Origin of the sequence: Delftia sp. K82 (assembly GCF_002193035.1) — a bacterium.
GTDB classification, from domain to species: domain Bacteria; phylum Pseudomonadota; class Gammaproteobacteria; order Burkholderiales; family Burkholderiaceae_C; genus Comamonas; species Comamonas acidovorans.
Genome location: NZ_MYFL01000003.1, coordinates 220429 through 232595, shown reverse-complemented (window position 1 = coordinate 232595; position 12167 = coordinate 220429). Strand labels below are relative to the sequence as shown.

15 protein-coding genes are annotated in these 12167 nt (G+C 59.8%); 6 read left to right on the top strand and 9 right to left on the bottom strand.

Annotated features, from left to right (window positions below):
* Positions 1-180 precede the first annotated feature (180 nt).
* A complete protein-coding gene (locus KDK82_RS17900) occupies positions 181-891 on the top strand; it encodes an FHA domain-containing protein (protein ID WP_013804584.1) in 711 nt (236 codons plus the stop codon).
* 224 nt (positions 892-1115) lie between these two features.
* Positions 1116-1607 (top strand): pilin, encoded by a 492-nt coding sequence (locus KDK82_RS17895; protein WP_088166325.1) that lies wholly within the window; start codon positions 1116-1118, stop codon positions 1605-1607.
* A gap of 372 nt (positions 1608-1979) precedes the next feature.
* On the opposite strand, the gene KDK82_RS33225 is transcribed toward KDK82_RS17895, so the two are convergent.
* The 5 genes from KDK82_RS33225 to moaC form a co-directional block, all read right to left on the bottom strand.
* A complete protein-coding gene (locus KDK82_RS33225) occupies positions 1980-2294 on the bottom strand; it encodes a hypothetical protein (RefSeq protein WP_256974511.1) in 315 nt (104 codons plus the stop codon).
* 417 nt (positions 2295-2711) lie between these two features.
* Positions 2712-3011: a transposase gene (locus tag KDK82_RS17885; RefSeq protein ID WP_088165795.1), complete on the bottom strand. Its 300-nt coding sequence runs from the start codon at positions 3009-3011 to the stop codon at positions 2712-2714.
* Between the two features lie 72 nt (positions 3012-3083).
* On the bottom strand, positions 3084-5027 hold the full coding sequence (locus KDK82_RS17880) for a tetratricopeptide repeat protein (protein ID WP_088165794.1): 1944 nt from the start codon (positions 5025-5027) through the stop codon (positions 3084-3086).
* Between the two features lie 17 nt (positions 5028-5044).
* Positions 5045-5341: a hypothetical protein gene (locus KDK82_RS17875; RefSeq protein ID WP_256974510.1), complete on the bottom strand. Its 297-nt coding sequence runs from the start codon at positions 5339-5341 to the stop codon at positions 5045-5047.
* Between the two features lie 87 nt (positions 5342-5428).
* Positions 5429-5902, bottom strand: a complete 474-nt coding sequence (moaC, locus tag KDK82_RS17870) for a cyclic pyranopterin monophosphate synthase MoaC (RefSeq protein WP_088165793.1) — start codon at positions 5900-5902, stop codon at positions 5429-5431.
* Between the two features lie 154 nt (positions 5903-6056).
* Between moaC and KDK82_RS17865 the strand changes: the two genes are divergently transcribed.
* A complete protein-coding gene (locus KDK82_RS17865) occupies positions 6057-7682 on the top strand; it encodes a M48 family metalloprotease (RefSeq protein WP_088165792.1) in 1626 nt (541 codons plus the stop codon).
* On the opposite strand, the gene KDK82_RS17860 is transcribed toward KDK82_RS17865, so the two are convergent.
* From KDK82_RS17860 to KDK82_RS17850, 3 genes are all read right to left on the bottom strand, one after another.
* The gene (locus tag KDK82_RS17860; RefSeq protein WP_012202791.1) at positions 7656-8003 is read right to left on the bottom strand and encodes a phage holin family protein; all 348 of its coding nucleotides are present in this window, start codon (positions 8001-8003) and stop codon (positions 7656-7658) included. The genes KDK82_RS17865 and KDK82_RS17860 overlap by 27 nt on opposite strands.
* Positions 8004-8155: 152 nt before the next feature.
* Entirely contained in the window at positions 8156-8614 is a 459-nt protein-coding gene (locus KDK82_RS17855; protein ID WP_013804594.1) for a hypothetical protein, read from the bottom strand.
* Between the two features lie 135 nt (positions 8615-8749).
* On the bottom strand, positions 8750-9490 hold the full coding sequence (locus tag KDK82_RS17850; RefSeq protein ID WP_012202789.1) for a TerC family protein: 741 nt from the start codon (positions 9488-9490) through the stop codon (positions 8750-8752).
* Between the two features lie 511 nt (positions 9491-10001).
* On the opposite strand from KDK82_RS17850, the gene KDK82_RS17845 reads away from it, so the two are divergent.
* The 3 genes from KDK82_RS17845 (at position 10002) to KDK82_RS17835 (ending at position 11547) form a co-directional block, all read left to right on the top strand.
* Entirely contained in the window at positions 10002-10433 is a 432-nt protein-coding gene (locus tag KDK82_RS17845) for a DUF3717 domain-containing protein (RefSeq protein WP_012202788.1), read from the top strand.
* A 125-nt stretch (positions 10434-10558) separates the two neighbouring features.
* Positions 10559-10693 (top strand): hypothetical protein, encoded by a 135-nt coding sequence (locus tag KDK82_RS17840; RefSeq protein WP_256974509.1) that lies wholly within the window; start codon positions 10559-10561, stop codon positions 10691-10693.
* Between the two features lie 140 nt (positions 10694-10833).
* Complete coding sequence (locus KDK82_RS17835; protein ID WP_088165791.1) at positions 10834-11547, top strand: N-acetyltransferase; 714 nt, start codon at positions 10834-10836, stop codon at positions 11545-11547.
* A 26-nt stretch (positions 11548-11573) separates the two neighbouring features.
* On the opposite strand, the gene KDK82_RS17830 is transcribed toward KDK82_RS17835, so the two are convergent.
* Positions 11574-12134: a YaeQ family protein gene (locus KDK82_RS17830; RefSeq protein ID WP_088165790.1), complete on the bottom strand. Its 561-nt coding sequence runs from the start codon at positions 12132-12134 to the stop codon at positions 11574-11576.
* Positions 12135-12167: the final 33 nt, after the last annotated feature.

The following is a 12167-nucleotide window of genomic DNA, read 5'->3' as shown; positions in this document are numbered from 1 at the left end:
GGTTCCAATTGTTAAAAATGATTGCAAATACAACAATCAGGAAAAGACAATCCATAGTCTGTATCAAATACGATGGCAGACCTCGGCGCGCGCAGGCCGCAGACATAATATTTAGATACACCCCAGCTCCGGATCGCCCAGTGGATGGTGCAAGCCGGGCATAACAAAGGAACTTTGAGCATGCCGACCCTGGTCATCTCCATCGACGGCGCCGTCATCAAGGAAGTGCAGCTGGCCAAGGAGCGCACCACGCTGGGACGCCGCCCCTACAACGACATCGTGATCGACAACCTCGCCGTCAGTGGCGAGCACGCCGTCCTCAGCATCGTCGACGGCACCGTCATCATCGAAGACCTGCGCAGCACCAACGGCACCTATGTCAACGGCCAGCCCATACTGCGCCAGACCCTGAACCACGGCGACCTGCTGGACATCGGCAAGTACAAGATCCGCTTCGTGCAGCAGCAGGTCAGCGCCTCCTCGCGCTCGGCACTGGCGGCCATTGCCGCAGCAGTGGAGGCAACCCGCCCAGCCCCCTTGGCGGAAGACCTTCCATCGCAGTTCAGCACCCAGACCCCCTCAGGTTTTGACCACACCCTGCCGCCTTCGATGGCCGGCCTGGCCACACGCCAGGCCGCCATCCGCATGCTCAACGGCAACGCCGCCGGCCGCGAAGTACCACTGGTCAAAGTCGTCACCACGCTGGGCAAGCCCGGCGTGGCCGTCGCCTCCATCACCCAAAAGCACCACGGCTTCGTGCTGGCCCAGCTGGAAGGCGACTCCCCCAGCCTCAAGCTCAACGGCCAGGAAATCGGCCGCCGCGCCATGCCGCTGCAACATGGCGACACGGTGGAACTGGCAGGCACGCAGATGCAGTTCCTGGTGGCGTGAGGGACCCTCTTGATCCACTGACAAGGTTCGCTGTTGCTTCGTTGGCAAGCTCACCATCCTTGACAAAAATGTCACGCAAAATTGGATCGATTTGTCAGAGAATGTCGACCAGCCGTGTAATTTGCAACCAAACAATACACATGCGCGAACCTTGGCCTCAAGGCGCGACTGGCACGGCTCTTGCTCTACAGAGCATGCAATCAACCCCCTATGAGGAGAAGTTCATGAAGCGTTCCATCCAGCAAGGTTTTACCTTGATCGAATTGATGATCGTTGTGGCGATCATCGGCATTTTGGCAGCCGTGGCGCTGCCGGCGTACCAGGATTACACGACTCGCGCAAAGGTTACTGAAGGCTTGTCCTTGGCTTCCGCTGCCAAGGTGGCAGTCGCTGAGAATGCAGCAAACGGCAAACCTTACGGAGCCGGCTGGATTGCACCCAACAAGACGAACAATGTCGAAAAGGTCGAAATCAACGAAGGTGCTGGCTACATCACGATCACTTATGCACAGGGCATTGCCGGCGCCGGCACTCTCATCTTGAACCCTATCGACGGTCCTAAGGTGGGCGGCACGGCATTCACTGGTGGAACCTCAACCTCCTCGAACATTCCGACCAGCGGTTCCATCAGCTGGAATTGCCGCGCTGCCGCTTCGCAGGGTGTGGGCGTTGCTGGCACCATCAATGCCAAGTACACTCCTGCAGAGTGCCGTTAATTTCGAATATCGAATTTAATTCAGCAGCTTAAAAAAGGCAATGTGCTTCGCACATTGCCTTTTTAATTCAATATAAAATAAATAAAATATCTCAAGGATCTACCAAGTCAGATTCCTCTGAGACCTCCAACAAATAGTTTGTCCTATCACCATAGTGGTGAAGTGTTTCGCTAGCGCTTTTTACAAGATCACACCAACACTCAGTACATGGGCGTCAACCGGCAGTATGAGCACGGCAACGATCGGAAAGTGCAAGACATGTATTGACCCAGCAGAACCTGCACAGGTCAGGCAGCTAATGCGAATGCTTCAGCGCGGGTCTTCATCGCCAGCGCCTGGTGGGGCCGGCGGTTGTTGTAGAAGCCTATCCAATCACCGATGACACGACTGGCGCGCTGCAGTGTCTCGAACCGGTACCGGTGAGCGCATTGCTCCTTGAGCGTGCGGATGACACGCTCGACCATGCCGTTTTGTTGTGGACAGTGCGGCGTGATGAACTCCTGGCGCAGCCCGTAACTCCTCACCAAAGGCTGTGTAGTCCTGGCTGTTAAACACCAGACCATTGTCTGATCTCAGGAGCAACGGCTGTGGCGCCCGCCCCAGCGTACCGAACCGTGCAATCAAGGCTTGCTCCAGCGCGCTCGACGCAGTGCTCGCCTTGCCGCTGCGCGATAGGTGCCAGCCCAACAGTTCACGGGTATGGCAATCGATGACCAGGGCCAGCGCGGCCTAGCCATCGTGACCGGCCCAGATCCGGCACACATCGGTCGACCAGCCTCATTGGGGGCCTTGTCACCGACGGCAATGCCTGGATCCTCGGCCGCATCCCAATAGCCCGTTTGCGGACCTGCCAGCCTTTGATCTGGAAGATGCGCTGGACGGTGTTCTTGTTAAAGCCCAGCAGGTGGGCCACCGTCCGGTAGCCGAAGGCAGGCGACTCCTCGATCAACGCCTTGATCGGCTCCGAGAACCTCTCATCGACCTTGGGTACTACCTTGACGGGCTTGTAGTACACCGTTCACTGCGGTATCTCGAACCACCGGCACAGTTGACTCAGGCTGACCGCAATAACCTCATCCGCCAGGCCTTGCTGCACGTGCAGGATCACTTCCCGCCCTCGTCCAGCAAGGCTTGTAGCTTTTTTCGGACACGCAGCTCCAGCATGGCCTCCACGTAGGCTTCTTGGAGCTTGCGCAGTTGGCGTTCATATCGCTCACGCACATCTTCAGGCTTGACCCGCACGCGCTTGGCGTCGTCGACCCAGTTCTCGATCTCCGAGGGCATAAGATCGTGTGTTCGGCTGGCCTCGGCGACCATCGTCTTGCCCTGGATGATGTCCATCACCAGCGCGCTCTTGCGCTTGGCTGTCCAGCGTTTGATCTCTTCGTCATTCTTCATGCTCAGGTCTCATTCTTCTCAGTTTAAGACCTGTGCAGGTTTTTACTGGGTCAATACATCATTTCAAATAAAATGGAATTAGTGTTCGTCTCCAGATTTTTCGCACCACTCTTCCCAAATATCTCGCCAAGCTTTTTCCAGACTTTTCGTGAATTCAAGCGCCAGTTGTGCATTCTGCCGAGCCACTCTTTCCGGCAATATCTTACGCAAATTCGCCAACTCCTTACACCTGCGGCTCCAGCCCACAGCCTGGATCACATATTCTTCAATATCAAGACAGCAGAATTCAGACAAGCCATACCCATGCATTATGGATTCTCCCACACGTGATATCGCGCTTTCGCTGCTAAGCACTATGGTCGGCAAACCCATGCCTACGGCATGTAAAGTAGTGGTCCCTCCATTGTATGGAAAGGTATCGAGCATCAAATCGATACGTTCATGCAGCCCAAGATATCCTTGCAAGGATAAGCGTTCTACAAATATCAGTCGATCGGCACTCACACCTTTTAGGTCCATACGTTGACGCACTTTTTCTGCATATAGGGATGTGGAATTTCCCATCAGCAAAACTGTGGCCGGTGCTCGCAAAAGGATTTCGGCCCAAGTATCCAGGACCTCCATCGTAACTTTGGAAGGATTGTGCAAACAGCCGAAAGTAAATTGCTTACCAGCGAGGCATGGAAGCTCACGAAATACAGGAGCGCCGTCATCCATCGCAAAAACACCTGCAGCAGGCAGTCTCAGAAGGCATTCGCTGTTGAATCGCTCTGTCATGCCTACCGGATCCAGGCTATGGTCTGTAATGCGCCAGTCGATCGCAGTCAAGCCTGTAGTTGACTGATATCCCAGCCATGTCATCTGTACAGGAGCAGGCTTTCTCGCGAATACGGGCAAACGATTGTGCGCCGTATGCCCTGAAAGATCCACCAGGATATCTATTTGTTGCTCCTGAATATCACTGAATAGCTGGTCATCGCTCCAACTCCAGCAATCCACCCAACGATCTGCGTACGATCGCAGTCTCTTTGTATATTCATCATCTATACTATTGGTATAGTAGCAATGAATCTCAAAGTCGCCATGATCGTGATTTTTCAATACTGGATCAATAAAAAATCGCAAGGCATGATCGCAGAAATCGCCCGAAACATACCCTATTCGCAAGATCTTTAATGGATCGCGCCGATTATTATGGGAAGTCCAAAATTTCTTGTAGGGCTCCTCAAAAACCTCCGCATAGCGCCTATGCTCAAGAAACTTATCCTGAACACTGATATTTGACGCAGATTGCAAAAGAAATAAATAGTTACTAAAGAAATCCGGTGCATTGGAATTAAAATCTATGGCTTGACGCGAATAATCCAATGCACTTTCCAGATCACCGCTTTGACGGCAAGCAACTCCCAGATTGGCAAGAACATCTGGAGATCCGGGATTAATCTTCAGAGCCCGAAAATAGTATGGAATGGCGGCTTCACTCTGATGCGCATGGAACAAGAGATTGGCATGGTACAACTGATACTCGAAACAGTCCGGCGCACGCTCTACAGCCTTCAAGGTAGTCTCTATGGCCTCTTGATAACATCCCAAACGCAGAAGCAGCTGCAAAATATCGGGATAGACTGGCAAAAAATTCGGATTGATTTCAAGCAATCTTCGCCAACTTTTCGCAGCATCCTCTTCAAGGCCCAGGGCAATTTGCGCACGTCCTGCCAAGAACCAGGCGTCCTGGCTGCTCGGTAATAAACGTAGCGCCTGTGACAAGGTCGCCAATGCCTCCTTGGGTCTTACGGCCTCCAAATGGCTGAATCCCAAACCGACCAACAAAGATGCATCTGCTGGATTGGCCGAAATGGCTTTTTCATAGAGCTGCGTGGCCTCGTCCCAGCACCCATGTGCGACAGCTTGGTTTGCCTGCACCTTGAAATTCCGAGACAACTCTATGTTACCCAAACCAACTGGGCCCATGATCTCTTTATTTCCAGATCTCCCAAGAAAAAATCCCAAAATCTTCTTCATATTCAATCCAGATCAGATCATTGCATCTGCATTACCAGCCACTCCGTCAACTGGCGGGCATATTCATCCGGACAGCCTTCATCACGCAGATGCCATAAGAAACTATTTGCAAGCTGGCTGCGTTGATAAAAATTCAGCTTATTTTCCAGCTTGAACTTCTGCACCAATCTGTCCGTTTTGACCAAGGTCTTTTGTGCTTTCTCCATGAACTTAGCATCTTTCTTCATCTGGGAAGAATTGAGCTCCCCCATGATGAAGCCCGCCAAATCCTTACCAAACATCTTTACATGTTTGGTCTGAAAAAACTTTATCATCTCTGAATCCCTATTTCAATAAGGTTGCATCCGCGGCCAAATAAAATTGGCACACAAACCCGTACCAACGGCATCAACGCATACCAATCATTGCCGGGATGAATCCGACTTGCCCCCCCGCTTCTCCACCACCCTCACTCCCTCCATCACCATACCCTTGTCCACCGCCTTGCACATGTCATAGACCGTGAGCAGGGCAACCTGGACCGCCGTCAGCGCCTCCATCTCCACGCCCGTGGGGCCCACCGTTTCCACGGTGGCCATGCAGCGCACGGTCGAGGCATCGGGCAGCAATTCGAAGTCCACGGCCACCCGCGTCAGCGCAAGCGGATGGCACAGCGGTATCAGGTCACTGGTCTTCTTGGCGGCCATGATGCCGGCGATGCGCGCGATGCCCAGCACGTCGCCCTTCTTGGCGGTGCCGCCCTGGATGATGGCCAGGGTTTCGGGCTGCATGGTGATGCGGCCTTCGGCGACCGCGATGCGGTGGGTTGCCGGCTTGGCGCCGACATCGACCATGTGGGCCTGGCCCTGGGCGTCGAAATGGGTGAGGGAAGACATGGCAACTCCAAAAAATGCACGGGCCGGCTTACAGCAGTCCTGACATGCTGGTCAGTCCTGCCATGAACGTTCGGCGAACCGAGGCATCATAGTGGGGTGTTCCACCGCCCGGCATCAAGGTGCAGGGCCCGGCCTTCTGGCCTCCTACCTGCCCATGCGCCCATCACGCCTGAAGACACGTATCGCCGTCGGCCTGCAGTTGCTGGCGGCCTCTCTCACCATCGCAACGCATACACCGGCACAGGCCCAATTGCGCCTGCCCACACTGGGTGATGGCGCGGCCACGACGACCAGTGACGAGCGGCGTCTGGGGGATCGCATCATCCGCTCGCTGTACCGCGATCCTGACTACATAGACGACGCCGTTCTTCAGGAATATGTCGAGGGCATCTGGCAGCACCTGGTCGATGCGGCGCGCACGCGTGGCGAGCTGTCGGACGAGTTGGAAGAGCGCTTTGCCTGGGAGATCCTGCTGGGGCGGGACCGCTCGGTCAACGCCTTTGCGCTGCCCGGCGGCTATCTGGGAGTGCACCTGGGACTGATCGGAGTGGTCAGCACGCGCGACGAGCTGGCGTCGGTGCTGGCGCATGAGCTGAGCCACGTCACGCAGCGCCACATTGCGCGGCTCATTGCCCAGCAGGGCAAGCAGACGCCGCTGATGATCGGATCGATGATTCTGGGCGCGCTGGCTGCCAGCCGCAGCCCCGATGCCGCCATGGCCATGATGATGGGCGGCCAGGCACTGGCCGTGCAGAACCAGCTGAATTTTTCGCGCGACATGGAGCGCGAGGCCGACCGCATGGGCTACGGGCTGATGGCGCCTGCAGGGTTCGCGCCACAGGGCTTTGTGACCATGTTCGACAAGCTGCAGCAGGCCAACCGCCTGAATGACAACGGCAGCTGGCCCTATCTGCGCAGCCATCCGCTGACCACGGAACGCATGGCCGACATGCATTCGCGCCTGCCGCGTGGCGTTGCGCCTGCGCCAGCACCATCCCTGGAACACGTGATGATGGCCGCACGGGCCCGCGTGCTGTCGCGCCCCGGCGTGGATGTGCTGCGCCAGTGGGCCGAGCAGCCGCGTTCCACCAGCTTTGGCACCCAGTCCCCAACCCAGCAGGTGGCACAGCTGTATGCCGCCACGCTGAGCGCCGTGCAATTGCGCGATTGGGCCGAGGCGCGGGAAATGTCCGGGCGGCTTCAAGTGGCAACCGCCGCAGATGCCGGCGCCCAGCGGCAGGCCAAGCTGCTGCAGGCCGAACTGGAGCTGACGGCCGGCAAGCCCGGCGCCGCGTTGCAGGCGTTGCCACCGCTCTACCTGCCGGCAGCTGCGCCTGCCCAGGCCAATCCCACGGAATCCACCCCCGCCAAGACAACGGAGAGCGGCCCCAGCCTGGCCACCGTCAATGTGGTCGAAAACCGCGCCGTGCGCAGGCCGGAATTGCTGATGCGCACACAGATCCTGCTGCGCGAGCAAGGCGCCGCCAGCATGGCGGGCCCGCTGCAGACCTGGGTGACGGACCACCCGCGTGATGCCAGCGCCTGGCAGTTGCTGGCCCAGGTGCAACGCGCCCAGGGCCAGGAGTTGCGCGCGCTGCGCGCCGAGGCCGAGGCCCAGGTCGCGCACTACGACTACGCGGCGGCGGTGGACCGTTTCAAGGCCGCGCAGGACCTGGCCCGCAAGGGCGGGCCCAAGGTGGATTTCATCGAAGCCTCCATCGTGGACACGCGGCTGCGTGCCGTGGAGGAGCTGCTAAGGGAACAGGCGCGCGAGAAGTGATTCGATGGCCAGGCCCAGCAGCGAGTAGATGAGCGCGCCCAGCATGGCCGCCCAGAAGCCCGCGACGTGAAAGCCGCTGAGCAGGCCCGAGGCTGCCCAGAACATCAGTCCGTTGACCACGAAGAGAAACAGCCCGACCGTCACGATGGTCACGGGCAGCGTCAGCACCACGAGGATGGGGCGCAGCACCGCATTGAGCAGGCCGATGACCAGCGCCGCGATCATGGCCGAGCTGAAGCTGTTGACCTGCACGCCACCGTAGAGATATGCCACGACCAGCAGAGCACCGGCGCTGAGCAGCCATTTGATCAGGATTTTCATGCGGGCAGCATAGCAGCAGCCGGCAGATCCAGGTTGAGGCGGCGCACTGGAAACCGTGGACCGGAGAACCCCATGAAAAACGGCATCCCGTTTTTCGGGATGCCGTCCTGAAAGTGATCGCCTGACCAGAGCGGCCAGGCAGACGCCAGCCTTTAGATCATCGCTTCCTCGAACACCAGGCCCATCAGCGCGCCGATGGCCGCCAGCGTTCCCGGAAGATTCCAGCGCCGGCCCAGCGGGGCTGCAGGCGCCACGGCGGGAGCCGTGGCTTCCTGCTTGGGGCGGCGTGCATCGACGATCTGGGCCGTGCCGTGCTCCTGCTGGAGCTGGGCCACCAGTTCAGCCAGCGGGCCCTTGGCCAGCACCGGCGTGATCCTGCCAGCGCTGTCACCGAACACCGGCAGCAATTGGGCGAACAGCTTGTCCGCCCACTTGCCGCGCCAGCTTTCGCGCGCGCTGTGGCTCACCCATTTGCTGACCCGGTGGGTAATGCGCGGTGCGCAGGCCACCAGCAGCCAGTGCGAGGCCTGGGCCTGCGGCGAGGCGGCCAGGGCCTGTACCAGAGGCAGGGCGTAGGAAGCGTCATCCACGTAGACGATGATGGGGTTCAAAGCAAGTCCTTGTCGAACTGGGTTTGCGGGAGTGGGAGAGGCAGGCGGCCGGGGCCGCCCTTGCCATGGATTGTCGCGAATCGGCGCGGGCGGCCCATCGGGCCAACCCGGCGCCCACCTCAACTTTTCAGCGGATCAGGCTCCGTGGGCACCGGCCTTGGGAGCAGGACGGCGCGAAGCGATGTACTTGCCCAGGGCCAGCACCAGCAGGGCTCCGAACACGCTGGCACCGTACTTGAGCATGTCGGTCTGGGGCAGCTTGACCATCCAGTCCCACTTCTCCGTATTGGCGAAGACGGGATCGGTGACCAGCATGCCGCCGGCAATCCAGCCCAGCAGCATGCCGCCGGCCACGATGATGATGGGGAAGCGCTCCATCAGCTTGATCACGAGCTGCGAGCCCCAGACGATGATGGGGATGGAGATCAACAGGCCCAGCACGACCAGCAGCATCTGGTGCTCGCCCGAGCTCTGGGCGGCGCCGGCGATGGCGATCACGTTGTCCACGCTCATCACCAGGTCGGCAACGATGATGGTCTTGATGGCAGCCAGCAGCTTGTCGCTGCCCTGGATGTTGTCGTGGCCGTCTTCATCAGGGGCAATCAGCTTGATGCCGATCCACACCAGCAGCAGTGCGCCGACGAACTTCAGGAAGGGCAGCGCCAGCAATGTCATCGCGAAGGCGATCAGGATGACGCGCAGGATGATGGCACCCGCCGTGCCCCAGATGATGCCCTTCTTGCGTTGCTCGGGCGGCAGCTTGCGGCAGGCCAGCGCGATCACGACCGCGTTGTCGCCGCCCAGCAGGATGTCGATGATGATGATTTGGCCCAGGGCCACCCAGAACGGGGCGTGAGTCAGAAAGTCCAAGTCCATAAGGTCCTCGCTGTTGAGTAAGGCCGGCGAGAACTCCTCCCTCCTGGAGAAACACCCACCGGCACAGAAAGACCGATGCAACGCCGCAGCGCCTACCCGGGCAAGGACATGCCTGGCTCAGGGGAGAACACATTGATCGACCGTCATCAGGTCCATCAAAGGTCTTGCTCGGCTGCGGTATGCACCGCGACCCGGAAGGCCGGAAGCTTGCGCTTCGTATTGACGACCATTCCGATGCCGGCACCGTGGCTTTGCAAAAACCACCCACGCCGGCAGAGAGCTACTCCCCTTCGAACCTGTGGATTGCAACACAAAGCCGCCACGGCACGCAAGTGAAAAAACCCTTCATTTCCACGGAAAGCACAAGTCGCGCATCCCCCGGGTCATTTATCTGCCTACCTCAAATGCTTCACTATCCATAGCAACCCTTAAACCAACGGAGTGTTGCAGCCATGCCCGGCCGTGCGCGGGCATGCGTCTTATCATCGCTGTCCCTTGCCCCTGACCGTCCATGACCGCACTGCACATCACCGACATCGAAGCCGCCATCAACTACTGGCGCGAGCGCCATCCGTCCCCGGACGGCGTGCTGCTGCAGCCCGAAGTACGGGCCCTGGCCGAGGTGTACGCGCTGATGATCTTCTGGCATGAGAGCGAAGTACAGGTTGAGGGCTTTCCCTCGCACGCCATGGCGGCCTGGCTGGCCTGGTACGACACCACGCCCGATACGCCCTGCATCGCCATCTGCTCCACCAGCCAGGGCGACGAAAGATGCAAGGGCTGCGGCCGCAGCTTTGATGAAGTGCAGCTGTGGACCGCGATGGAGCCGGCACAAAAGCGGATGGTCTGGCGCAGGATCACGGCAGAGGGCGACTCCTGGCGTTTCACCCGCTATGCAGAGCGTGCGGCCGAGCGCACGGACACATCGCGTGACTCTGGCTGATTGCTGGTTGATTGCCGGCTGATCTGCCGGATACCGCACCGGACCAGTGCGATGTTGCAGACGGCCTAACATCGGCCGCCATGCTGCAGACCGCCGCTTACCGCCACAGCCACCTCCGCCTTTGCTTGCGCCTCACGGCACGTGATGCGGGCGAGACGCGCGTGCCGGCCGGCAAGGCCTGGCCCGCCACGGCCACGCGCCTGCGCGAGCGTGACGCAGCACGGCTGAACATCGGCCCCCGACAGGCCGCACGGTCTTGATGCGCTGCCCTGCGCGGAACCGGGCAGCGTCGCTTCACTGAATCCGCTCTTCTTGCGCCGCCTTCATCTCTAGGCTGAAGGCGGTTGGATTTTCACGCGTCTGCCCGGCCTCAAGGCCAGCCGACGAAGCGAGCCCTGCCGTGACCTGTCTAGCCCTTGCCCCAGCCGGGCCCTCTTTTGCCGCCCCCTCTTTTTCCACGCTCTTGCGCCATCTGCGCCATCTGAGCGATACCGTGGCGCATCGCGCCCTGCCCCGCTGCGCGCCACGCCACGTCACCGAACTGCGCATCGACGTGATGCAGCCGCTGGTGGAGGGCGAGCTCGAAGCCATTCACGAGCACCTGTACCAGCCCGGCAACAAGCTCCATGGCCTGGAGCGCCGCCCGTTGCACGACCCGCAGTTCCAGCTGCACTGGCGTGAAGCCGACGGCGAATGGTTTGCCTACGTGGAGGACATGGAGCGGCGCTGCCTGGCCGGCTACACGGTGTTCAATCGCCTGGTCGAGGTGGACAAGCGCACCGACCGGCGCGTGCGCTCGCCGCATTCGCGCTTTGCGCCGCATTACCAGCGGCGCGGCATTGCCAGCGCCGTGTATCGCAGCGTGCTGGACAAAGGCACCTGCCTGGTCAGCGGCGCACGCCAGTCACCGGGCGCCCACGGCCTGTGGAACCATCTGGCGCGAAGCTATGACGGCCGATATGTGGGCATTGCGGACAGCAAGTCACTCATCCATCTGGGCCGCAATGTGCCGGACGATGTCATGGACCGCCTGTCCACGCGCCGCATGCTGCTGGGCGCGGGCTGGACCGTGGAGTCCTTCGCCCAGGCCGTACGGATGCAGTTGCCGGGTTGAGACGGGGACCTTGAGCGGGAGCCCGTTTACTTCCAGCGCAGCGGCTCGATGAAGACCGTGCCCAGGTTGCTGCTGAGCGTCAGCGCGCCTTCCTGGATGGTGGCCTGCAGCTGCATGCTGCGCTCTGCCAGCTCCGCCAGGGATTGGGATGTTTCGGAGGGAATGCGCCAGACCTGCAGCTTGTTCAGCCGCGCCAGCTTGCCCTCCAGGCCCTTCCACCAGACCTCGGCCGCATGGTGGAAGGCGTAGAGCACCACCGCATCGGATTTGTTGCAGGCCTTGACGATGGGCTTTTCCTCGGGCTGGCCGACCTCGATCCACAGGCGCTTGGCGCCCGTGAAGTCGGTCAGCGAGACATCGGGGTCTTCGGGATCGGACAGGCCTGCGCCAAACGCCAGCGTGCCGTCGCCCTTGCACATGTCATTGAGCTGGTGTGCATTGAGGGCCAGGGCCACCAGGCGCACCATCATGCGTTCGTCCGTCTCGCTGGGATGGCGCGCCAAGGTCAGCGCATGGTCGGCGTAGTAGCCGTGGTCGATGTCGGCGATGGACAGGTTCGCCTTGAAGATGGTGGATTTGAGGGCCATGAGACAGAACCTATCAAAAACAAGAGCTGCCGC